Origin of the sequence: Nocardioides sp. NPDC087217, assembly GCF_044744805.1 — a bacterium.
Lineage (GTDB): Bacteria > Actinomycetota > Actinomycetes > Propionibacteriales > Nocardioidaceae > Nocardioides.
Genome location: NZ_JBIUZB010000003.1, coordinates 683,206 through 705,750 on the forward strand (window position 1 = coordinate 683,206; position 22,545 = coordinate 705,750).

Sequence of the window (22,545 nt, forward strand, 5' to 3'; positions counted from 1 at the left end):
CGTGGACGTCGGCGACGGCTGGGAACCGACGCCGGCGCCGGGCGCATCCTGATCGCACGCGCTCGTCCCAAGGGTGATCCCCACGAGGACCGCGGCCGTGGCAACCACCGTCACCGCGGCCGCCCAGAGACTTCTCCTGGGCGGGCGGTGGCGTCGGTGACCACTCGTCACGCGTGTAGGCACCGCCTCGTTGCAGCCAGGCTGAGGCAGCCCGCGATCGAGAGTCACAGGCCGAGAAGCAGCGGAGCCGGCACGCCTCCGGCACACGCCGCAGGACCGGCGTCACCCGTGTCGACCGAACCGCTCGGGGGCGTGGTGATCTGCGGGGTGTCGCCGTCGCCGTTGCCGCCGTTGCCGCCGTTGCCATCGCCGCCGTTGTCGCCGCCGTTGTCGCCGCCGTTGTCGCCGCCGTCACCGTTGCCGTCACCGTCACCGCCACCGCCGTTGTCGCCGCCGCCGCCGTCACCGCCACCGCCGTTGTCGCCGCCACCGCCGCCGCCGCCGCCACCGCCGCCGCCACCGCCGCCACCGCCGCCGCCACCGCCGCCACCGCCGCCACCACCGCCTGCGCGGCAGATGGGATTGGTGATCACGTTGTTGTCCAGGGTGACCGCGCCGATGCGGGCAAGGGCTCGACCCTGAAGCGTCGCGCCGGTCTGCATCGCGATGCTCTGGTCGGCCATGATGTTGCCGACGAACGCGGTCGTGGTGCCGATCGTCGCTGAGCTACCGACCTGCCAGTAGACGTTGCAGGGGTCGGCGCCGTTGATCAGGACGACTGAGGCCGCCGAGCCCGTGATCAGCGTGGTGCCCGCCTGGAACACCCAGACCGAGTCGGGGTCGTTCTGCCCGTCCAGGGTCAGCACGCCGTTCAGCGCCATGGCGGCCGCCCGGTTGTACACGCCGCCGACCAGTGTCTCGCCGCCGAGCTCTGGGTCGGCCGCAATCGGCGGGGTCTGACCGGCGGCGTTGCCGTACGCGGTCGTGAGGTCGGTCTGCGCCTGCAGGGCAACCGCATCGCCGGAGTGGACCGTGCCGCCGATGACCATGGTGTTCTGTCCTGTGATCGCCGTGCCCGGGTGGACCCCGACGCTGCCTGCCACCGTGGTGGTGCCGGTGTTGGTGACGGTAGACCCGGCCAGGACAGAGAAGTCCGCGGCAGTACCGAGCGGGATCTCCGTCGCGGCAGCCTGGGCAGTGCCCGCGAACGGGACGATCAGCATGAGGGCCACCAGCGCGGCCAGCGCGGGGCCACGGAATCGGCGGTGTGAGGGGAGGAAGGGAATGAGAGGGCGTACCGAGAACTTCATCGAGATTTCCAATGATCATTGGAACAGGGCGCTCTGGCCGGCTCTCGATGATCCAACAGGTGTCGGTGGAAATCCGTGACCAGACTCCGCCGCGCGCGTTCCCACCGAGCGGCGTCAACGCAGACTAGTTGCGACTGTACGCCTATATTCGCCTGCATTCGCATACATTCGCCTGACACCCATTGTGAGCGTCACGCTGGCGCCGTTGGAGCCGCCGGCGTTGTTGGCCGCGCGATGCGGCGTGTTCAGCCGACCGGCGGTCCGGCGATGAGCGCGACCACGGTCAGGGCGGCGACGCTGGCGAGGCCGGCGGCCACGCCGCGCACCGGGTTGCGGAGGAGCCACGCGAGCGGACGCTCGAGCGGGCGGGCGGGAGACTCGTCGATCAGCCGCCACGTCGGGGCGAGCAGGCCTCGGCGCTCGGCGTAGCGCTCGAACCAGAGGGTGAGGAGCGGCGGGATCGAGGACGCGAGCCCAGCGAGGAGCCGGCCGAACGACCAGCGCTGGTCGACCGCGATCGCGACGGTGGTCACGCAGTAGCTGATGAAGACGATCCCGTGCAGCATCCCGAAGATGCTGACTCCCAGCTCGGTCGTCTCGGTGACGTACTTCAGGAACATGCCGCAGAGCAGCCCGGTCCAGGTCACCGCCTCGGCGGTGGCGACGATCCGGAAGACGCGAGACGGTGAGCTGAGAAGTGCGGGCACGCGGCCAAGTTTATTCGCACCCGTGTACTGGTATGAATCGGGCGGCTATGGGTACCGATCGCGGCATGACGACCGACAAGCTGCACTACACGATCCCGGGCCTCGACGAGGATGCTGCGCGGACGACCATCGGCCTGCTCCAGTCGCGCCTTCATGCCGCCAACGACCTCCAGCTCACCCTCAAGCACGTGCACTGGAACGTCGTGGGCCCCCACTTCATCGCGGTCCACCAGATGATCGACCCGCAGGTCGACGCGGTACGCGCGATGGCCGATGCGCTCGCCGAGCGCATCGCGACCCTGGGCGGTGCCCCGCGAGGCACCCCCGGCGCGCTGGTCGAGGAGCGCGAGTGGAACGACTACAGCATCGGCCGGGCCACCACCCAGGAGCACCTCGCCGCGCTCGACGTCACCTATCAGGGCGTGATCTCCTCCTACCGTGAGGCGATCAAGACCCTCGACGACATCGACCTGGTCACCCAGGACATCCTGATCGGCCAGGTCGAGCAGCTCGAGCTCTTCCACTGGTTCGTACGCGCCCACCTGGAGGACCAGGGCGGTCAGCTCCAGACCAGCGGCGAGGCCACGGAGGCGGGAGCGGCACGAGCCGCCCACGACTGAGGAATCCCGCATGCGGTGGTGGTTGACGGCGTTAGCGCTGCTCCTTCCGATGATCCTCACCGGATGCGGCTCGGGACAGGACGAGGCGGTGCGTGACAGCGCCGCGGCCTTCCAGGACGCGGTCGCCGCCCAGAACTGGGGCGAGGCGTGCGCGCTGCTGGCTCCGGAGACGCGATCCGAGCTGGAGTCCGCCGCCAAGAAGCCGTGCGAGGGCGCGCTGGCCGAGGAGGATCTCCCCACTCCGGGCGCCCCCGACGGTGTGGACGTCTTCGGGACGATGGCCGAGGCGCGCTATCAGGGCGAGACCGTGTTCCTGACCCGGTTCGCCGACGGCTGGCGGATGTTCGCGGCCGGCTGTACACCCCAGCCTCCCAAGCCCTACGACTGCGCCCTGCACGGAGGCTGAGATGCGAGTCATGTACGTCGCCTACCTGGCGGTCATCGGGATCGGACTGATCTACACGTTCGTCCTCGCGCTGAGGCACGGGTGAGGAGCACGGATGCGCCGGTTCCTCAAGGAGAACTCGCTCAGCCTCGGCTTCGGGGCGCTCTTCCTGGCCAGTCTCGCCGGCCAGGCCGTCGCCGGGTGGCACCAGCTCAACGACGAGCTGTTCGCCGACGGCCTCCACCAGCTCTCGCTGGGCCGGTATCTCACCTCGGCGAGCTTCGCCGTGGACGTGACGGAGAACTGGCAGAGCGAGTACCTCCAGTTCCTGCTCTACGTGATGCTCACGGTCTGGCTGGTGCAGCGGGGCTCCCCGGAGTCCAAGCCGCTGAAGGACGCCGGCCAGGAGTCCGACGAGGCGCAGAAGGTCGGTGCGTACGCCCGTCCTGACTCGCCCAGGCTGGCCCGGGCCGGCGGCTGGCGGACCGCGCTCTACTCGCGGTCCCTCGGCATCACGATGGGGACCATCTTCCTGCTGTCCTGGCTGGTCCAGTCGGTGGCGGGGTGGGCTGCGTACAACGAGTCCAGGCTGCGTCAGCTGCGCGACCCGATCTCGTGGGCGTCCTACCTGACGCACTCGGACTTCTGGGCGCGCACCCTGCAGAACTGGCAGTCGGAGTTTCTGGCGGTCGGCTCCATGGCGGTCCTCTCGATCTACCTCAGGCAACGTGGATCACCGGAGAGCAAGCCGGTGGGTGCCTCGCACGAGGCCACCGGGATCGAGGGCTGAGCGGGGCCGTACGCCCGGTTCCCTCAGCCGTCGTCCTGCGCCAGCAGTCGCAGGACCGCGCGCTCGGCCGCGGCCTGGCGTGCCTGCGGGTCCTTGCTCACGCCATCGCGTACTCGGATCGTGTGGCCCTGCTCGTGCAGCTCGAGCACCCGCGGGTCGACATAGGAGCTCCGGGCGATCGCCGGAGTGTTCCCGAGGTACTCCGCGACCTCCTTGATCGCGGCGACCTGCTGCTTGCGGCGGGATCTGGTGGTCGGGGTCGAGCGCCCCGCAGCGTGCGGATCCTCGGCCAGCGCGAGCGCCGCGAGCACGGTCGCGTGCCAGGTCCGGAAGTCCTTCGCCGACACCTCGAGGCCGCTCAGCTCGCGCATGTAGTCGTTGACCATGGCCGGCGTCAGCCGTTGCCACCGCCGGCCCTCCCGGTAGGCGAGAAGCTCCTCGAAGCCGGCGCGGCGGCGCCGCAGCTGCGCGATCGCCTCCACCGAGAGCGGGTCGTCGATGCTGATGGAGTGGTGGACACCCGACTTCCCGGTGAAGTCGAAGACGTACGCCTCGCCCCGCTTGCGTACGTGGCGACGCTCCAGCGTCGTCAGGCCGAAGCCACCGTTCTCGTCGGCGTAGGCGTCGCTGCCGATCCGGAAGCACCCCAGGTCCAGCAGCCGCACCGCGAGTGCTGATGCCCGGGCAGCGCTCATCCCGGTGGTGGTCAGATCCCGCTCCGTCCGCTCGCGTACGCGGGGCAGGACCGCCCCGAGCTCCAGCACCCGCTCGAACTTCTCCTGGTCGCGCTTCGTCCGCCAGTCGGGGTGGTAGAGATACTGGCGGCGGCCGGACGCATCGGTCCCGACGGCCTGGAGATGCCCGTTCTCACGGGGGCAGATCCAGACGTCCTCCCAGGCAGGTGGGATGGCCAGGGCGCGGATCCGCTCGATGGCGTCGTCCGGCAACCGGTCACCGGAGTCGTCGAGGTACACGAAGCCGCGACCCGCGCGACGGCGGGTCCACCCCGGCTCCTCCGCCGAGACCCGACGAAGTCGAACCACCAGGGGCTCCTCTCACCCGCTGGTGTCGTCGCTGTCGCGCCCTCGCGCGGCCAGCAGCCGATGCGTACCGTCGCACCAGGGCTTGATCGCGGACCCGCCGCACATGCACACCGCGCTGACCGGGCGAACCGTGTGGTGGATCTTCCCGTCGGGATCCTGGATCTCGTGCTTCCCGCGCAGCAGCATCGGCCCGGCGGGGCAGAGCACGATCGAGGCGTGCTCGAAGTCCGTCATGAGGCACCCCACTGGGTGAGCATCGTCCGGGCGTAGCGAGCCTCCAGGTCGAGGCAGGTGAAGGCGCCGAACAGCACCTGGTCGCGCTCGCTCGGGTTCTCCTCCACGAACGCGCCGCACACGTCGCGTACGGCCAGCTGCTCGTGTACGGAGTCGGCCTCGACGTGCTCGTCATAGTAGGCGGCCATCTCCTCGGGGAAGTCCAGCCGACGCAGCCCCTGGGCGAGCTGCCGCGACGGCACCGAGCTGGTCGACTCGAACGCGGCGAAGTGGCCGAGCGCCGCTCCGCAGAGCCTGCGGTGGAGCCCGAACAGCGACAGCGCGTTGTTCGACTCGAGGATCTCGGCTGGCGCCTCGTCGACGTAGCACGCGTGGTCGGTTCGCAGGCCGGCCGCTTCGATGCCGCGGCGGAACAGGTGGTGATGCAGCCGGTTCGGGTCGCCGTCGCCGTACTCGTCGAAGAGGATCTCCATCATCGCGGCCTTGGGCCGGGTCTCGAGCCGGGGGACGACCCAGCTGGTCGGGTCGGCCTCCTTGAGGTGGTAGAGCGAGCGGTGCTTGAGGATCTCGAGCACCTGCTCCCGGTCGGCCCGGCGCTGCACGAACCGTGCCAGCGACGGTCCGTCGTGGCCGGCGACCAGTCCGGGCAGGTCCAGCTCGCGGTCCTCCTGGAAGCCGCTGTGCTCCCAACGCCGCCGCAGCTCGGTCTCGAACGATCTCTCCAGACCGCGGCGCAGGCGCAGCAGGTCCGGGTCCCACTCGAGGTCGGGATCGACCTCGTCGAAGCCCCGGTAGTGGAGCTCGTAGAGCGCCCACAGAGCGATCTGGGCGTCCTCGGCCGACTCCGGAGTCGGCTCCAGATCAGCGGTGGCGCCGCTCTGCAGCGCAGTGAACACAGCGGCACTCAGGGTGCCACGCGACTTCGGCAGCATCTAGGCCCACCTTTCCCTCACGACCGGCCGGTACCCGGCGGTCGGTTCCGACATGCTCGGCCGCGGTGCCCGGGCGAGGTGCACGAGCACCCCCTCGCCCGGCGAGTCCCGGACCTCCTCGATCCTCAGGTCGCTGCCCTCGACCATCTCCAGCAGGCGATCGGCCTGCCCTGGCGTACCGAGCTGGAGGACGGCCGCGCCGCCGGGGGAGAGGTGCCGGACGGTCGTGGTCAGACACCTCTCGGCGATCAGCATCCCGTCGGCGCCGCCGTCGATGGCCGTCCGCGGGTCCTCGGGATAGCGCCCGACCTGGGCCGTGGGCACCCACGGTGGGTCCGCGATCACCAGCCAGTAGCGCTCGTCCGGGTCCTGGGTCTGCTCCATGCTGCCCTCGCGTACCTCGACCACGTCCGCCAGCCCGGCGCGCTCGGCGTTGGCCCGGGCGAAGGCACAGGCGACCGGGTCGGCGTCGACGCACACCAGACCGCGGCCGGTCAGGGCGGCGGCGAGCAGGCCGATCTGGCCGGCGCCGGAGCACAGCTCGAGGATCGGCCCGTCCGGCAGCTCCGCGGCCAGCTTGGCCGCCCACTCGGACTGACGGACGGTCCAGGTACGCGGCGTGAGCACGCGGTCGTCGAAGTCGATGTCGAGATGACCGAAGCGGATCATGCAGGTGCCTCCAGTTCAGGGATGGGAAACTCAGGTGAGCTCGGCCAGCCGGACCACTGCTCGGTCCAGACGACCCTCCTCGTCGTGGATCCGGCGCTGAGTCGTGGAGCCCGTGCCGCCGGTGAAGATCCGGCCGATGCCCTTCTCGGCGCGCGCGAGGTCTCCGGTGTCTCGCAACGCCGGGCCGATGTGTTCGAGCAGGAGGTCCACCACCTCACGAGCCGGCCTCGGTCGATGACAACGCGGGTCGAGCAGATCGCCGGTGATCCCGTGCCGTCCCGCCTGCCACATGGCGAGCCGGAGCACGGCCACCGACACCGGGTCTGGCGGCCGGCCCTCGGCCCACTCCCGGGCTCCGGTCTCGACCAGTGCCCGCGCCAGCGCGGCGACGAGCACGGCGTCGCGGGGGTCGAGGCAGACGTCGGCGACCCGGATCTCGAGCGTCGGGTAGTTGCGGGACGGCCGGGCGTCGAAGTACGCCATGCCCTCGTCGAGCGGCACCCCGGTGTCGATGAGCCGGCGCAGGTGGTCGGCGTACGCCTGGCCGCTGCCGAAGATCTCGGTCGGACCGTTCGTCGGCCACCGGGTCATCACCTGGGACCGGTAGCTCGCGTATCCCGAGTCGCCGCCCTGCCAGAAGGGTGAGTTGGCGCTCACCGCGAGCAGCACCGGCAGCCAGGCGCGGATCCGGTCGAGCGCTCCCACGGCCTCGTCCTCGGACTCGACCGAGACATGCACATGGCAGCCGCAGGTGAGCTGCTCGCTGGCGGTCAGCCCGAACCGCTCCGCCATCGCCGCGTAGCGCTCGTCGTCGAAGGTCTGGGGCCACACCGGCAGCGGGGTCGTGCCGCTGGCCAGGATCAGCGCGCCCGCCTCGCTCGCGGCCGCCCGCGCCTTGTCGCGCCACCGCCTCAGGTCCTGCTCGAGGAGCCCGAGGTACTCCTGCGCCGGAGTGTCGGTCTCGACCTGCTGCTCCTGCAGCTCCGGTCCCACCGAACCGCCGGCCTCGCCGGCCGCGACCTCGGTGTCGCCGTGCCGGCGCGCCACCCGCAGCACCTCGCTGGCCACCGATCGCGGCGCGCCGGTCTCGGCGTCGACGAGGAGCAGCTCCTCCTCGACGCCGACTGTCCTGACCTGGTGATGGGTACTGCTCGAATAGTGGCTCTTCACTGCTCACACCTGCCTCTGGAAGGAGCAACTCGACGATGTGTCGCCTGTTCGGATATGTGACCGAGTCCCCGTGTGCCGTAGCCGACCTTCTCGGGGAGGAGGGGCTGGCCGCGTTCACCTCGCTCACGTCCGTGCACTCCGACGGCTGGGGGATGTCCTGGCACACGCCCGAGGGCACCTGTACGACAAGCTCGCCGAGTTCGGCGGACATCGACGACACCTATCGCCGGCTCGTCGAGGCCCCGCTCTCCCATGCCGGGTTCGTGCATCTTCGCTGGGCGACGGGTGGTCTCGACGTACGTCCGGAGAACACCCACCCGTTCCTGAATGACGGCGCGGCGTTCGCGCACAACGGCCACATCTCGCCGATCGCCGACCTCGAGGCGCTGCTGACCCCGGAGTCGCGTGGGCGGCTGCGCGGTGACACCGACAGCGAGCGCTACTTCCACTTCGTGCACCAGAACGTCGAGAAGTACGGGGACGAGGCGGAGGGCGTCACCCAAGCACTGGCCACGCTGGTCCAGAAGTTCCCGCGATGCAGCCTGAACGCGCTGATGCTCACCCGGACCCACATGTTCGCGATCCACATCAACTCGCGTGCCGACTCGCCCCTGCGCGCGCTGCGCGAACTCTTCGACGACGAGGGCGACATCCCGCCGCGACACACGACGGAGTACTTCGCGATGGACTACCGGCGGACCGGCTACGGCCTCGAGATCGTCTCCAGCGGTCTGGATCAGCCGGGCTGGACCCCGGTGCCCGCAGACACCGCGGTGATGGTCGACCTGGCCACCCGGGAGGTCACCCGGCTGGATCCGATCGCTCAGCTCGGCGCCGACGCGTTGCGGGCCCGCGACTGATGACGGGCTACCGCCGACCTGCTGTGGGGTGCGTTCGGGCATGCCCAGAGGTACCCCATCCGGAGCACTTTCATTCGGAGCCGATCACCCCCCAAGGTGGGTAGTGGCCGTCTGTGACCGATGCCACGATGTCCCGTCAGGGGAGGGAGCAGAACCTCTGGGCGCAGCGTCCGGAGCCTCGAAATCGGAGGTGCTCCGCATGACAGAAATTCACGAAAGTATCGGCGCGCAGACGTCGACCGGGCCGTACCCGATGGGGCGGCGCAGGTTCATCGGCTACCTGATCGGTGGCGCCACCGTGATGGCGGCCGCCGATCTCGGCATGCTCGCCGAGCCCGCCGATGCGAAGGTGCCGAGCCTGCCGCAGGTCTTCGACACCTACGACCTCTCCGACGCGCTCACCGACGCCGCGCGTCCGACGGCCAACCTGATCACGGTGGTGATCAACGAGGACGGCACGGCGAGCTTCGAGCTGCCTCGCTCCGAGAACGGCCAAGGCATCACGACCGGGATCGCGATGATCATCGCCGAGGAGCTCGACCTGCCGCTGGAAAGGGTCACGGTCACCTTGGCGCCGGCTCGCCAAGAGCTGATCTGGAACCAGATCACCGGTGGCTCCAACACGATCCACGCGATGTTCACGCCGGTACGCGTCGCGGCCGCGATCGCGAAGGGTGCCCTGCTCGAGGCAGCAGCCGCTCTCTTGGGCGGGACCGTCGACGAGCTCACGTCCAAGGACGGCGTCGTCACCGCCGCCAACGGTGCTACCGCGACGTACGCCGAGCTCTCCAAGCGTGCTGCTGCTGGGACCACCAAGGAGGTCGAGGTCACCCTCAAGGACGCCAGCGAGTTCACCCTCATCGGGAAGCCGCGCAACCGGGTGGACGCGCTCGCCGCGGTGACGGGCACCAAGAAGTTCGCGATGGACTACGACCACAAGGGCGCGATGCCGACCATGGTGTGCCGTGCCCCCACGATGAACGGCACTCCGGTGGAACTGCGCAACAGGGCGGAGATCCTCGAGATGCCTGGGGTCACCCATGTCGCCAAGATCCCGACCGGGATCGCGGTGCGGGCGAAGACGTTCGGCCAGTGCATCGACGCGATCCAGAAGATGGACGTGGCCTGGAAGGACGGCCCGGTCGCCGGCGAGTCGGACGAGGACATCCTCTCCGGGGTCAAGGCGGCCGAGCTGCCGATGCCCTCGCTGCCCAACAACCCGCTATCCAAGACGGTCGCGGCTGACTTCACCTTCTACTTCCGCAGCAACGCCCCGCTGGATCCGATCAGCGCCGTCGCCGACGTCAGTGCGGACGGTGGGGAGATCTGGGCGGCCCTGAAGAACCCGATCGTCTCCCAGCAGCGCATTGCCCTCGAAGTCGGCATCGACCCCACCAAGCTCAAGGTCAACGTCGTCGAGGGCGGCGGCTCCTTCGGCCACCGGCTCTTCTGGGATGCTGCCTTGGATGCCGCTCACGCGTCCAAGGCCATGGGCGTGCCGGTCCGGTTGATGTGGCATCGCGCGGACGAGCCTCGCGCCGGGCGACTCCATCCACTGTGCACGTCACGGGTGCGCGCGTCGTACGTCGGCAACGAGGTGCTGGCCTTCCAGCAGTCGCATACCAGCGTCGAGACGGACTGGCGCCACGGCTTCGGTGAGATCGTCACCTCCCTGGGTGCGGACCTGCCGGAGGGACTGAGCAACCTCGGCTATTCCCAGCTGATCTTCGCGCTCACCTCGGGGATCCCCTACGACTTCGGAGTCCTCGCGCAGACGATGAACGAGACCGACACGCGGTTCAACACCGGGGCCATGCGCAACGTCTACTCCCCGGACGTACGCACGGCCAGCGAGCTGGTGGTCGACCAGCTCGCCAAAGCGATGCGCAAGGATCCGTACGAGTTCCGCAAGGAGTTCTTGCGGAACGAGCGGATCCGGGCGGTGCTCGACAAGGCCGCGGAGGTGGCCGAGTGGGGGAAGCCGATGGCTCCGGGCACGGCCCAAGGCATCGCGGTGCACTACGAGTACAAGGGCGTGAGCGCCTGCGTCATGGAGATCGACTGTCGCCCCGAGACCGTCAACCGGAAGGTGCGCGATGCGTACGCCGGGCCCCGGGTCACCCGGGCGACGATGGTCATCGAGATCGGCCAAGTGGTGAACCCCCGCAGCGTCGAGGCGCAGATGCAGGGCTGCATCAACGACGGCATCGCGATGACGCTCTCCAGCAGCGTGCATCTCCAGAACGGCCACTTCCTGGAGGCCAGCTGGGACAACTACGCCTACACGCGGCAGTGGAACACGCCGCCCCAGGTCGAGGTGGTCATCCTGCCGGGGGAGAGCAAGATCATCGGCGGTGTCGGCGAGGCCGGTGTCGCTACTGCGGCCGCCGCGGCCGCCTGTGCCTACGCCCGGGCCACCGGGAGAATGCCGACGGAGTTCCCGATCAACCACAACGATCCGATCTTCTTCGAGCCGAAGTCGTTCATCCCGCCCGTGCCGCAGTCTCCGACTGACGGCCTCCGGTGGACCTACTGAGGAGCCCTGACATGCCTGAACAGACATTCGTCGTCAACGGCGAGAAGATCAGCGTCGACGTCGAGGACGACGTACGTGTGCTGTGGGTCCTGCGTGACCTGCTCGGCGTCAAGGGGCCGAAGTACGGATGCGGGATCAACGTGTGCAAGGCCTGTACGTCACATCTCAACGGCAAGGCGTTCAACCCGTGCGCGGTGCCGGTCGGTGCCCTCAGCGCCGACGACGAGGTCACCACGATCGAGGGTCTCCCGGGTGAGGTGCCCGAGTCAGACCGCGGGCCGAACGGTCTGCACCCGATGCAGGAGTCCTGGCTCGACCACGACGTGGCCCAGTGTGGCTACTGCCAACCGGGGCAGATCATGGCGGCGGTGGCGTTGGTGAAGAAGGTGCGGGCCGAGGGCCGCACCATCACAGACGGCGACCTCGACGGGATCCGCAACGTCTGCCGCTGCGGCACCTACACCCGGATCCGCGAGGCCATCCGAGACGGAGCCGGGCGGATGTGATCCTGTCTCTGACCAGCCGCGACACGGCTGGTCAGAGGCGGTCCGCCATGAGGGGCACCCGAAGCAGGGCGCGTCGATCAACGTGACCTCGCGCCGGCCGTGGCTGTGGGCGATCACGCCGCACGAGGAGCAGCCCATCGGAGCCGGTTGGGACTCGACCACCCCACGGAGTCGTTGGCGTTTCTCATCGTGCATGACGGCGAGAACGTCGAGGCCGTCGAGCCCGACCAACAGGTCGCAGCGGGCGCAGTAGGGCGAGTCGTGGTGGCAGCGTGCAGCACCGCGCGCCGGAGGCTCGGACAACGTCGAGGCCTTCCGGTGAACGTTTGCTTGGTCGCCACCGATCTTGAAGGCCTCGACACCTTCTCAGAACGCCATCCGCTGCTCACCGGCGCGTCACGCTCACCCCCACCTCAGGTCGGAAGCGCCCATCTGCTGGCGCACGCAGATGGTGTCGGGCGGTGGGTTGAGCAGACCTGAACGAGTAGCACGGAGGCGAGGGCCGAGGGCGTCGCCCCCGATCGGGTGTCCTGGCATTCCCAGCCATTCCGTGACGTACTCACAGGAAGTCCACAGCGGGCGAGCGGAATCTTGAGGCATCAACCGCCTCAAGGAGGACCCGATGTCCCGCTCCCGCCGTATCCGTCACTCTCTTCTCGCCGTCGCGGCGATCCCGCTCGTCGCGATCCCGATCGCCACCCCGGCCCTCGCGGTGGCCGGGGTCAGCGCCGCCAAGACGTACGCAGCCGAGTCCGGCCCCGGCTACGGGTACGGCTACGGCGGTTCCGTCGAGAGCTACGGCGGGGCCTATGGCGGCGGGATCGTGGACCCCTACCGGCAGAGCCTCGGCACCTCGACCGCGGCCGTCGACTCCGAGCCCGCGACCGAGGCCGAGTCGACCGGCGTCGTGCTGATCAACACCACGGTCGGCTACGGCACCGGACAGGGCGCGGGCACCGGGCTCACGATCACCGGCGACGGGATCGTGGTGACCAACCACCACGTCGTCGAGGGCGCCACCTCGATCACCGTGACGGACCCGAGCACGGGGGAGACGTACGCCGCGACGGTCCTCGGCTACGACGACGTCCATGACGTCGCGGTGCTGCAGCTCGAGGACGCCTCGGGGCTCGCGACGGTCGCGACCGACCAGGATGCCGCGACGCAGGGCGAGGAGGTCACCGCCGTCGGGAACGCCGAGGGCCAGGGCTCGCTGTCGGCCGCCGACGGCACGGTCACCGACCCGAGCACCGCGATCACCGTCAACAACGAGGACGGCACCACCGCCGAGCTCAGCGACCTGATCCAGACCGACGCCGACGTCGTCTCCGGCGACTCCGGCGGCGCGCTGCTCGACGAGGACGGCGAGGTCATCGGGATGAACGTCGCCGCGACCTCGGGCTCGGCCGAGATCTCCGGCTACGCCATCCCGATCGACACTGTGCTCGACATCGCCGCCCAGATCCTGGCCGGGGAGGAGTCGGGCGACGTCGAGATCGGCGGCTCGGCCGCCGCGCTCGGGGTGCAGGTGGACACGACCAGGTCGACGCTGGTCGTCGGCGTGGTCGAGGACGGCGCCGCCGAGGCCGCCGGGGTCACCGAGGGCAGCACGATCACCGCCGTCGACGGGACCGCCGTGGCCAGCATCGACGACATCACCTCGGTGCTCGGTGACCACGAGCCCGGCGACGAGGTCGCGGTCAGCTGGACCGACGCCGCCGGCCAGGCCCACACCGCGACCGTGACGCTCGGCGAGGGCCCGGTCGCCTGACCACGAGGGTCAGCGGCTCGGTCCGTCGTCGTCGCCGGGGCCGCCTGTCGACTCGTCGGAGATCGGCCGCTCCGCCCTGATCGGGATCGCGCCGGTGTAGCCCTCGCGTTCGAGGGCGATCTGCTGGACGCGGTCACGGACGAGCCGCCAGCCGATCATCAGCGCCGGGATGATGACGACCAGGGTCGCGACCGTCCAGGTGCCGATCGGGTAGTCGAAGCCCATCAGGACCAGCACGCTCGCGAGGAACACGAGGGTGGCGTAGCCGGTCCACGGCGATCCCCACAACCGGAAGTCGGGCCGGTACATCAGGCCCTTCTTCCAGCGCCGGTAGAGCTGGATCTGGCAGATCACGATGGTCGCCCAGGAGGCGATGATGCCGAGGGCCGACATGTTCAGCACGATCTCGAACGCCTGGCCAGGCACGATCGCGTTGAGGCCGACGCCGAGGAGCGTGATGCAGCCGGTGAGCAGGATCCCGCCGAACGGAACCCCGTTCCTCGATATCCGCGCGGTGAAGCCCGGCGCGCTCCCGCTCATCGCCATGGACCGCAGGATGCGCCCGGTCGAGTAGAGGCCGGCGTTGAGCGAGGAGAGCGCCGCGGTCAGCACCACGAGGTTCATGATGGTGCCGGAGTTCGCGATCCCGAGCTGGTCGAAGAACGTCACGAACGGGCTCTCGTCCGCCCGGTAGGTCGTGTAGGGCAGCAGCAGCGCGAGCAGCACCAGCGAGCCCACGTAGAACACCGCGATGCGGGCGATGACGGAGTTGATCGCCCGGGGCATGATCTTGGCCGGCTCGGCGGTCTCGCCGGCGGCGGTGCCGACGAGCTCGACCGCTGCGTACGCGAAGACGACGCCGGAGATGACGATGACGAGCGGGAGCGCGCCGACCGGGAACAGGCCGCCGTTGTCGATCACCATCCCGATGCCGGTCTCTTGGCCGTTGAGCTCCTCGCCTCCGGCGAGCACGATCATCCCGAGCACGAGGAAGCCCAGCAGCGCGACCACCTTGATGAGCGCCGCCCAGAACTCCAGCTCGCCGAAGAGCTTGACCGAGATCAGGTTCATCGAGAGCACGACCGCGAGCGCGACGAGCGCGATCACCCATTGCGGGACGACCTCGAACGTGCCCCAGAAGTGCATGTACGTCGCGATCGCCGTGACGTCGACGATGGAGGTCATCGCCCAGTTCAGGAAGTACATCCAGCCGGCGGCGAACGCGGCCGGCTCACCCAGGAACTCCCGGGCGTAGGAGACGAACGATCCCGACGAGGGTCGGTGCAGCACGAGCTCGCCGAGCGCACGCAGGATGAGGAAGACGAACACGCCGCAGAAGGCGTAGACGAGGAACAGGCCCGGCCCCGCCTCGTGGAGGCGGCCGCCCGCTCCCAGGAACAGTCCGGTGCCGATGGCGCCGCCGATCGCGATCATCTGCAGCTGCCGTGGGCTGAGGCTCTTGTGGTAGCCCTCGTCCTCGTCGGTCAGGCCGCTGACCTGGCCGCTGGTCTGGTCTTCGGTGTCAGTCATCGGCTCGCTCCCGTTCCGGAGTGCGGTGGCTCGGGCACGTCCTTGAACAGCAGCCATCCGCCGACCACGGCGACGACCGCCGCCACGGCGTAGCCGATCAGCGACCACCAGCCGAGATGCAGGTACGCCGTCACCCCGACGATCGCCAACGCGAGGAACACCATCGTCATGCCGATGATCGGCGTCCGTGGCCTGTATGGATCCCGTGCCAATGCGATCACCTCACCTGCAGGGCCCCCGATGGCCCCGCTCCGGGGACCCATTAGAGCGCATCGAGCGGGTTCTCGCGGTGACCGGACGTCGCCCGGCGTTTCCGTTCCGCAGGACGGCAAATAACAGTAAGGTCGCCTTACAGTTAACCCCCATGAAGGAGTGTTCGATGCGTAGCTCGAGGATCCGCACCATCCGCACCACACTCACGGCGACCGCCGCTCTGGCTCTCGTCCTGGTCGCCCCGCTGGCCGCGCCGGCCGCCGTGCCCGGCCCCGACGCCGGCGACGCAGCCACCCGCGCCGGAGAGGTCGGGGCGGCAGCCCTGACCTGGTCCGACGAGTTCGACGGGCCTGCTGGCAGCGCCCCGAACGGCGCCAACTGGAACTTCGAGACCGGAGGTGGCGGCTGGGGCAACAACGAGCTCCAGACCTACACCGACTCTCGCGACAACTCAGCGCTCGACGGCAACGGCAACCTGGTCATCACCGCCCGCCAGAGCGGGGGCGGCTACACCTCGGCCCGGCTCACCACCAAGGGCAAGGTCCAGCCGAAGTTCGGCCGCCTGGAGGCGCGGATCCAGATTCCGCGCGGCCAGGGGATCTGGCCGGCCTTCTGGATGCTGGGCGGCCAGTTCCCGAACACGCCCTGGCCGAACGCCGGCGAGATCGACATCATGGAGAACGTCGGCTACGAGCCCCACCTGGTCCATGGCACCCTGCACGGTCCGGGATACTCCGGCGGCAACGGCATCACCGGCCAGTACATGCACCCGCAGGGCTGGTCGTTCGCCGACACCTTCCACACCTTCGCCATCGACTGGCGGCCCGGCTCGATCACCTGGTCCGTCGACGGTGTGGCCTACCAGACCTTCACCACGGCCAACACCGGCGCCAACCCCTGGGTCTTCGACCAGCCGTTCTTCTTCATCCTCAACGTCGCCGTCGGCGGGAACTGGCCCGGCAACCCCGACGGCACGACCCAGTTCCCGCAGAGCATGGTCGTGGACTACGTACGCGTCTACGACTCCCAGCTGTGAGGTGATCAGCCGAGGCCGGTGAGGGCGAACCACAGGCAGAGGATGCCCACGGTGACGTCGAGGCCGATGCACCACAGTGCCAGGGACCGGGGGACGACCCGGTCCCTGGCGAGGTGGTAGGCGTCCCATGCGGCGTGCGCGATCAGCGTCAGGGCGGCCAGGCCGAGGCCCAGTGCGGGGCTGAGGAAGAGGGCCGCGACGGCGATCCCGAAGTAGCCGACCATGCCACCGGCCTCCAGGGCTGTCGCCCGTTGTCGGCGGGCGACACCCACCACCACCAGGACCGTGCCTGCTGCGGCGATCAGGTGCCACCAGGTGGCTCCGAGCAGCTCGCCGAGGACCACGAGCGCCGTGCCGGCGGCGACCGCGGCCCAGGCCGTCCACCGTGAGCCGAGCGCGCCGGCGGCGAGGTAGGCCAAGGTCGCGATCCCGGCAGGGATCGCGGAGGACTCGGCCGAGACACCGCCCTGTGTCATCGCGATTCCGCTGGCGACCCCGACCAGCACCGGGATGGCGGCGATGCTCGTGCGCCACGGGGTGGGCGTGCTGTCGGGGTGTGCGGTCATGGCGGGAACCTATACCCACCTAGGGTATTCGCGCCTCTGAATACTCCTTGCCCTCCGTGGGGCACGAACTCAGCCCTCGCGGTGGGCGCTCAGCCCGTCCTCCCCGGGTGCGACCGAGTCGTGGAGCCTGATCGTGTGGTCGTAGTGCTCGTCGGCCATCGGCCGGTAGTCGAGTCGCGGCTCCGTCATCACGCCGTCGAGACGTACGCTCAGGTCGGCCTCGATCCGAGCCATGAGCTCGGCGTCGATGGTGTCGGTGTCGGTGATGAGGTGCGGGCGCAGCGGGTCCATCCCGGTGTACCAGAACGTGCCGTGCAGCAGCGGCCACAGGACGTCCTCGATGTGGCCGCTGATCCCGCGTGCGCCGAGGCTCGCGGCCCGGTCGCCGGCGGTGACGATCGTCAGCGCGCGCTTGCCGACGAGGCCGCCCTTGCCGTACTTGAGCGGCTTGCCGGTCTCCGGGTCCGGTACGTCGAAGGCGAACCCCGACTCGAAGACCCGGTCGATCCAGCCCTTGAGGATGGCCGGCATCGAATACCACCACAGCGGGAACTGCACGACCAGCAGATCGGCCTCCCGCAGCCGGTCCTGGTGGCGGCGTACGTCAGCCTCGCCCAGCTCCACCAGAAGTGGGTTGAAACGCATCCGATAGAGGTCGATCTCGTCGACGCTCCAGCCGGCCGATTCGAGCGCGCTCATGCCCACCTCCCGCAGCCGGCCGTTGAGTGATGACGCGTGCGGATGTGCCCATACCCAGAGTGCGTGCATGGGGCTGTGAACACAGTCTGAAGCGGTGAGATTCCCGCCCGGAAGCGGGCGAGTGTCGATCCGGTCTGAAGACAAAGTCGGGACCTCGCTCAAATTAGCGGCCTCAGAGTGTTGACGTATGTGATTGCCATCACTAGCGTAAACCAGGCTTGAAACCTTTCAATTCGAGGAGCTGCCCATGCCGGACACACCCGCCGCACTGGAGCTGCGGGACGTGGCCAAGTCCTTCGGCCCCGTACGCGCCCTCCGGTCCGGAAGCCTCCGGGTCGAGGCCGGATCCATCCACGCGCTCGTGGGGGAGAACGGTGCCGGGAAGTCGACCCTGGTCAAGATCGTCGCCGGGCTCTACCGCCGCGACGCCGGCGACTACCTGCTCTCCGGGGAACAGGTCGACTTCCGCAACACCGCCGACGCCAAGCAGGCCGGGGTCGCGGTCATCTACCAGGAGCCGACCCTCTTTCCCGACCTCTCGGTCACCGAGAACATCTTCATGGGACGCCAGCCGACCAACCGCTGGGGCAAGATCGACCGCGCCGCGATGCGCACCGAGGTCGTCGAGCTCTTCGCCAGGCTCGGAGTCCCGATCGAGCCCGACCGTCCGACCGAGGGCCTCTCGATCGCCGACCAGCAGTTGATCGAGATCGCCAAGGCGCTCTCGCTCGACGCCAAGGTCCTGATCATGGACGAGCCGACCGCCGCCCTGTCGGGCAACGAGGTCGAGCGACTGATGAGCGTGGCGCGCACGCTGCGCGACCAGGGCTGCGCCGTCGTCTTCATCTCGCACCGCTTCGACGAGGTGTTCGCGCTCTGCGACACGATCACGGTGATGCGCGACGGCGCTTACATCTCCACCGACCCCATCTCGGCGGTCACCGAGGACGAGATCGTCCAGCGGCTCGTCGGGCGCGAGGTCTCCGACCTCTACCCGAAGCTCGAGGCCACCGTCGGCAAGCCCCTGCTCGAGGTCAAGGGCCTCACCAGCACCGGGCTGTTCCAGGACATCAGCCTCACCGTCCGAGAGGGCGAGATCGTCGGCCTGGCCGGCCTCGTCGGAGCCGGGCGCAGCGAGGTCGCGCAGGCGATCTTCGGCGTCGACCCCTATGAGAGCGGCGAGGTCACCCTCGAGGGCAAGCCGGTCCCGCCGGGCGACCCGAGGCGAGCGATCGAGATGGGGCTGGCGTTCGTCCCCGAGGACCGCCGCCAGCACGGTCTCGTCCTGGACGCGCCGATCTCGCGCAACATCACCCTCCCGACGAGCGGCCGGCTCGCCCGCACCGGGCTGATCAGCACCGGCATCGAGAACCGCTCGGCCGCCGACTGGGCCGCCCGGCTCGAGGTCAAGGCCGCGACGCTCGACACCCTGGCCGGCACGCTCTCGGGCGGCAACCAGCAGAAGGTCGTCCTGGCCAAGTGGCTCTCGACCCGGCCCAGGGTGCTGATCATCGACGAGCCCACCCGAGGCATCGACGTCGGCACCAAGTCCGAGGTCCACCGCCTGCTCTCGACCCTCGCGCAGGAGGGTCTCGGGATCCTGATGATCTCCTCCGAGCTCCCCGAGGTGCTCGGTATGGCCGACCGCGTGATCGTCCTCAGCGAGGGTCACCAGACGGCCGAGCTGAGCCGCGCGGAGGCGACCCCCGAGGCCGTCATGCGCGCGGCGACGGCCCACCACTCCACCACCCTGAACGTCAGCGAGGCATCATGACCACCACGCTCGACGCGCCTGCCCCGGCCGCGCCGCAGCCACGCCACCGAGCAGCCAGCCGGCTGACCTGGCTCCTCAAGCAGCGCGAGACCGGCATCGCCGTGGCCTTCATCCTGCTGCTCGTGGTGACCACGGCGGTGAACCCCAACTTCCTGTTCAGCACGGACGGTTGGCGCGACCTCACCCTGACCCCGGCGATCCTGGTGTGCCTGGCGATCGGCCAGGCGATGGTGATCGTCACCCGCAACGTCGACCTCAGCGTCGGCTCGACCCTCGGGCTCACGGCCTACCTGGCCGGGCGGCTCTTCCTCGACACCGGGCTCCCGGTGATCCTGGTCGTCCTGATCGCCGTCGCCGCGGGCGCCGTGCTCGGCCTGATCAACGGGGCGCTGGTCGCCTTCGCCAAGGTGCCGGCGCTGGTCATCACCCTCGGCACGCTCTACGTCTACCGCGGGATCATGCTCGAGTGGGCCGGCAGCGACCGGATCAACGCCTCCGACATCCCGCCCGGGCTGCTCGACTTCGGCACCGGATCGTTCCTGTTCATCCCCAATCTCGCCTGGATCTCGTTCGCGCTGCTGGCGGTCGCCATCTACCTGATGCGCTCCACGCGTGTCGGCCGCGAGTTCTACGCGATCGGCTCCGACCCCGACGCGGCCACCCTCTACGGGCTGCGTGACAAGCGCCGGGTCCTGCAGGCGTTCGCCACCTCGGGCGCCCTCGCCGGCCTCGCCGGGATCCTGTACGTCTCCCGCTACGGCACCATCAGCTCTGGCGTCGGCCAGGGCATCGAGCTCGAGGCCGTCGGTGCCGCGGTCGTGGGTGGCGTGGCCATCTTCGGCGGCAGCGGCACGGTGCTCGGGGCAGCCCTGGGGGCGTACCTCCTCGTCACCATCAACCGGGCGCTCCCGATCCTCGGCATCCCCGACTTCTGGCAGCAGGCCGTCGTCGGCGCGCTGATCATCGGCGCGATCGTCCTGGACCGCTACTTCGCCCGCCGTCAGCACGACAAGCTCCTCGCAGAGAGGGAAGAGGCATGAGTCTCCTCGCCGAGAAGGCACCCGCCCGGACGTACGCAGCGCACGCCAGGCCGTGGTGGCAGCGCACCCTGATGACCCGGGACTCGGCGATCATCGCCCTACTCGTGGTCGTGTGGCTGTACGCCTCGATCGCGATCCTCAACTTCTCCGACCCGATCACGGTCTACTTCCTGGTCCTCGACATCACGCCGATCCTGCTGATCGCGCTGCCGATGACGCTGATCATCATCACCGGTGAGATCGACCTGTCGGTGGCAAGCGTCGTCGGGCTCTCCAGCGTGCTGTTCGGGGTGCTGCACCGTGAGGGCCTCCCGATGGTCGCCGCGATGGTGATCGCGCTGCTCGCCTGCGCGGTCGCGGGATCCCTCAACGGGGTGCTCGTCACCCGCTTCGGGCTGCCGTCGCTGGCCGTCACCATCGGCACCATGGCGCTCTTCCGCGGCATCGCGGTCGGCGCGCTCGGCACCACCGCGATCACCGACTGGCCCGACTCCTGGGGCGACGCCGTCCAGGCCCGGATCGGCGACTCCCAGATCCCGCTGATGACGATCCCGCTGGTCGTCCTGATCCTGATCTTCGCCGTGATCCTGCACTTCACGCCCTTCGGGCGCGGCATCTTCGCGGCCGGGCTCAGCAAGGACGCGGCGCGCTTCTCCGGCGTCAACGTCGACCGTACGAAGCTGATCCTGTTCACGCTCAGCGGGCTGGTCTCGGGGCTGGCGGGCATCTACTTCACGCTGCGCTACGGCAGTGCACGTGGCGACAACGCCACCGGGCTGGAGCTCCAGGTCGTGGCCGCGGTGCTGCTCGGCGGCGTCTCGATCTTCGGCGGTCGCGGGGCCATCCCCGGGGTCATCGCCGGCGTCGTCCTGATCGGGACGATCGGCAGCGCGCTGCGCCTGGACGGACTCAGCGCCAACATCATCCAGATCATCACCGGCGTACTTCTCATCGCAGCGGTCATCGCGGCCAGCGTTCTCGGTTGGACCGGTCGCATGGTCGGCACCTATCGCCGGCAACACAGCTCGGACGAACCATCCTCAAAGCAGTCTCCTCAAAGAAAGCGGAGTAAGTGACATGACCAGCAAGTTCCGACGCGCAGGCAGTGCCGTCGCCATCGTTGCGGCCCTCGGCCTCGCCCTGTCCGCCTGCGGCGGCGGGAGCGACAGCGGCAGCGATGGAGAGGGTGGCGGCGACACCAGCAGCATCACCTTCATCCCGAAGAACCTCGGCAACCCCTACTTCGACGCCTCCGACACCGGTGGCAAGAAGGCCGCCGACGAGATCGGCACGAAGTGGGAGCAGGTGGGCCCGACCGAGTCGACTCCCGACTCCCAGGTCAGCTTCATCAACACCGCGACCCAGCAGCGCGCCGGCGCGCTCGTCGTCTCGGCCAACGACCCGACCGCCATCGGTGACGCCCTCGACGAGGCCCGCAACGCCGGCACCAAGGTCGTCACGATGGACTCCGACACCGAGCCGCAGTTCCGCGACGTGTTCGTCAGCCAGGCCGACGCCGCCGGTATCGCCAAGAGCCAGGTCGACCTCATCGCCGAGCAGATCGGCGGCAAGGGTGAGATCGCGATCCTCTCGGCGGCGGCCAACGCCACGAACCAGAACGAGTGGATCAAGCTGATGGAGGAGGAGCTGGCCGCGAGCCACCCCGACATCAAGCTCGTCGACACCGTCTACGGCAACGACGACGACCAGACCTCCTTCGACAAGACCGCCGGTCTGCTGCAGTCCCACCCCAACCTCAAGGGCATCATCAGCCCGACCACGGTCGGCATCGCCGCGGCCGCCCGCTACCTGTCCGACTCGGAGTACAAGGGCAAGGTCGCGCTGACCGGTCTCGGCACCCCGAACCAGATGCGGGAGTACATCAAGGACGGCACCGTGAAGTCCTTCGCGCTGTGGGACCCCGAGCAGCTCGGCTACCTGGCCGCGTACACCGCCGACGCGCTCGCCTCGGGTGACATCGAGGGCAAGGAGGGCGACACCTTCGAGGCCGGTGACCTGGGTGAGTACACCGTCGGCCCCGACGGCGTAGTCGTCCTGGGTGAGCCGACGGTCTTCGACGAGTCGAACATCGACGACTTCGACTTCTGAGATCGAGCCCCCTGTAACACGCTGTTCGTAGCACCACTCGCCCTA

At 69.3% G+C, this 22,545-nt stretch carries 23 protein-coding genes; 12 read left to right on the plus strand and 11 right to left on the minus strand.

Annotation, left to right across the window (positions count from 1 at the left end; all coding sequences use genetic code 11):
• Positions 1-224: 224 nt before the first annotated feature.
• Positions 225-1,310: an ice-binding family protein gene (locus ACIO3S_RS17590; RefSeq protein WP_400466155.1), complete on the minus strand. Its 1,086-nt coding sequence runs from the start codon at positions 1,308-1,310 to the stop codon at positions 225-227.
• A 245-nt stretch (positions 1,311-1,555) separates the two neighbouring features.
• On the minus strand, positions 1,556-2,017 hold the full coding sequence (locus tag ACIO3S_RS17595) for a DUF3817 domain-containing protein (protein WP_400466158.1): 462 nt from the start codon (positions 2,015-2,017) through the stop codon (positions 1,556-1,558).
• A gap of 65 nt (positions 2,018-2,082) precedes the next feature.
• Between ACIO3S_RS17595 and ACIO3S_RS17600 the strand changes: the two genes are divergently transcribed.
• The 3 genes from ACIO3S_RS17600 to ACIO3S_RS17610 all read left to right on the plus strand — a co-directional run bounded on the left by ACIO3S_RS17600 (position 2,083) and on the right by ACIO3S_RS17610 (position 3,812).
• A complete protein-coding gene (locus ACIO3S_RS17600) occupies positions 2,083-2,637 on the plus strand; it encodes a DNA starvation/stationary phase protection protein (RefSeq protein WP_160028430.1) in 555 nt (184 codons plus the stop codon).
• A 10-nt stretch (positions 2,638-2,647) separates the two neighbouring features.
• On the plus strand, positions 2,648-3,043 hold the full coding sequence (locus tag ACIO3S_RS17605) for a hypothetical protein (protein ID WP_400466162.1): 396 nt from the start codon (positions 2,648-2,650) through the stop codon (positions 3,041-3,043).
• 94 nt (positions 3,044-3,137) lie between these two features.
• On the plus strand, positions 3,138-3,812 hold the full coding sequence (locus ACIO3S_RS17610; RefSeq protein ID WP_400466165.1) for a DUF6766 family protein: 675 nt from the start codon (positions 3,138-3,140) through the stop codon (positions 3,810-3,812).
• A 23-nt stretch (positions 3,813-3,835) separates the two neighbouring features.
• Here the strand turns inward: ACIO3S_RS17610 and ACIO3S_RS17615 are convergent, their stop codons facing one another.
• Genes ACIO3S_RS17615 through ACIO3S_RS17635 form a run of 5 tightly spaced genes read right to left on the minus strand, consistent with a single transcriptional unit; the run spans position 3,836 to position 7,860 of the window.
• Positions 3,836-4,855, minus strand: coding sequence for a DNA topoisomerase IB (locus ACIO3S_RS17615; protein WP_400466168.1), 1,020 nt, complete (start codon positions 4,853-4,855; stop codon positions 3,836-3,838).
• Positions 4,856-4,867: 12 nt separating this feature from the next.
• The gene (locus ACIO3S_RS17620) at positions 4,868-5,089 is read right to left on the minus strand and encodes a CDGSH iron-sulfur domain-containing protein (RefSeq protein ID WP_400466171.1); all 222 of its coding nucleotides are present in this window, start codon (positions 5,087-5,089) and stop codon (positions 4,868-4,870) included.
• Positions 5,086-6,021, minus strand: coding sequence for an iron-containing redox enzyme family protein (locus ACIO3S_RS17625; protein WP_400466174.1), 936 nt, complete (start codon positions 6,019-6,021; stop codon positions 5,086-5,088). The genes ACIO3S_RS17620 and ACIO3S_RS17625 overlap by 4 nt, the downstream gene beginning before the upstream one ends.
• Positions 6,022-6,690 (minus strand): methyltransferase, encoded by a 669-nt coding sequence (locus tag ACIO3S_RS17630; protein WP_400466177.1) that lies wholly within the window; start codon positions 6,688-6,690, stop codon positions 6,022-6,024.
• Between the two features lie 30 nt (positions 6,691-6,720).
• The gene (locus ACIO3S_RS17635; RefSeq protein WP_400466180.1) at positions 6,721-7,860 is read right to left on the minus strand and encodes a glutamate--cysteine ligase; all 1,140 of its coding nucleotides are present in this window, start codon (positions 7,858-7,860) and stop codon (positions 6,721-6,723) included.
• A 35-nt stretch (positions 7,861-7,895) separates the two neighbouring features.
• Between ACIO3S_RS17635 and ACIO3S_RS17640 the strand changes: the two genes are divergently transcribed.
• The 4 genes from ACIO3S_RS17640 (at position 7,896) to ACIO3S_RS17655 (ending at position 13,533) form a co-directional block, all read left to right on the plus strand.
• Complete coding sequence (locus ACIO3S_RS17640) at positions 7,896-8,720, plus strand: class II glutamine amidotransferase (RefSeq protein ID WP_160028446.1); 825 nt, start codon at positions 7,896-7,898, stop codon at positions 8,718-8,720.
• Between the two features lie 199 nt (positions 8,721-8,919).
• Positions 8,920-11,256, plus strand: coding sequence for a molybdopterin cofactor-binding domain-containing protein (locus ACIO3S_RS17645; protein ID WP_400466184.1), 2,337 nt, complete (start codon positions 8,920-8,922; stop codon positions 11,254-11,256).
• An 11-nt stretch (positions 11,257-11,267) separates the two neighbouring features.
• Entirely contained in the window at positions 11,268-11,762 is a 495-nt protein-coding gene (locus tag ACIO3S_RS17650; RefSeq protein WP_400466187.1) for a (2Fe-2S)-binding protein, read from the plus strand.
• A 622-nt stretch (positions 11,763-12,384) separates the two neighbouring features.
• Positions 12,385-13,533 carry a S1C family serine protease gene (locus ACIO3S_RS17655; protein ID WP_400466190.1) on the plus strand — a complete coding sequence of 383 codons (1,149 nt, stop codon included), beginning with the start codon at positions 12,385-12,387 and terminating at the stop codon, positions 13,531-13,533.
• 9 nt (positions 13,534-13,542) lie between these two features.
• Here ACIO3S_RS17655 and ACIO3S_RS17660 read toward each other — a convergent pair whose 3' ends face one another.
• Both ACIO3S_RS17660 and ACIO3S_RS17665 read right to left on the minus strand, forming a co-directional pair.
• On the minus strand, positions 13,543-15,063 hold the full coding sequence (locus ACIO3S_RS17660; RefSeq protein WP_400466193.1) for an amino acid permease: 1,521 nt from the start codon (positions 15,061-15,063) through the stop codon (positions 13,543-13,545).
• On the minus strand, positions 15,060-15,233 hold the full coding sequence (locus ACIO3S_RS17665) for a hypothetical protein (protein ID WP_168381132.1): 174 nt from the start codon (positions 15,231-15,233) through the stop codon (positions 15,060-15,062). Before ACIO3S_RS17665 ends, ACIO3S_RS17660 begins: the two co-directional genes overlap by 4 nt.
• A 209-nt stretch (positions 15,234-15,442) precedes the next feature.
• On the opposite strand from ACIO3S_RS17665, the gene ACIO3S_RS17670 reads away from it, so the two are divergent.
• On the plus strand, positions 15,443-16,312 hold the full coding sequence (locus ACIO3S_RS17670; RefSeq protein ID WP_400466197.1) for a family 16 glycosylhydrolase: 870 nt from the start codon (positions 15,443-15,445) through the stop codon (positions 16,310-16,312).
• 5 nt (positions 16,313-16,317) lie between these two features.
• Here the strand turns inward: ACIO3S_RS17670 and ACIO3S_RS17675 are convergent, their stop codons facing one another.
• Both ACIO3S_RS17675 and ACIO3S_RS17680 read right to left on the minus strand, forming a co-directional pair.
• On the minus strand, positions 16,318-16,878 hold the full coding sequence (locus ACIO3S_RS17675; protein ID WP_400466200.1) for a hypothetical protein: 561 nt from the start codon (positions 16,876-16,878) through the stop codon (positions 16,318-16,320).
• A 69-nt stretch (positions 16,879-16,947) separates the two neighbouring features.
• Complete coding sequence (locus ACIO3S_RS17680) at positions 16,948-17,646, minus strand: NAD(P)H-dependent oxidoreductase (protein ID WP_400466203.1); 699 nt, start codon at positions 17,644-17,646, stop codon at positions 16,948-16,950.
• Between the two features lie 178 nt (positions 17,647-17,824).
• Here ACIO3S_RS17680 and ACIO3S_RS17685 point away from each other — a divergent pair, with 178 nt between their 5' ends.
• The 4 genes from ACIO3S_RS17685 to rhaS are packed head-to-tail and all read left to right on the plus strand — an operon-like array spanning position 17,825 to position 22,500.
• On the plus strand, positions 17,825-19,351 hold the full coding sequence (locus tag ACIO3S_RS17685) for a sugar ABC transporter ATP-binding protein (RefSeq protein WP_400466206.1): 1,527 nt from the start codon (positions 17,825-17,827) through the stop codon (positions 19,349-19,351).
• On the plus strand, positions 19,348-20,391 hold the full coding sequence (locus tag ACIO3S_RS17690) for an ABC transporter permease (RefSeq protein WP_400466209.1): 1,044 nt from the start codon (positions 19,348-19,350) through the stop codon (positions 20,389-20,391). Before ACIO3S_RS17685 ends, ACIO3S_RS17690 begins: the two co-directional genes overlap by 4 nt.
• Positions 20,388-21,467, plus strand: a complete 1,080-nt coding sequence (locus ACIO3S_RS17695; protein ID WP_400466212.1) for an ABC transporter permease — start codon at positions 20,388-20,390, stop codon at positions 21,465-21,467. Before ACIO3S_RS17690 ends, ACIO3S_RS17695 begins: the two co-directional genes overlap by 4 nt.
• Before the next feature lies 1 nt (position 21,468).
• Positions 21,469-22,500 carry a rhamnose ABC transporter substrate-binding protein gene (gene rhaS / locus ACIO3S_RS17700; protein ID WP_400466215.1) on the plus strand — a complete coding sequence of 344 codons (1,032 nt, stop codon included), beginning with the start codon at positions 21,469-21,471 and terminating at the stop codon, positions 22,498-22,500.
• Positions 22,501-22,545: the final 45 nt, after the last annotated feature.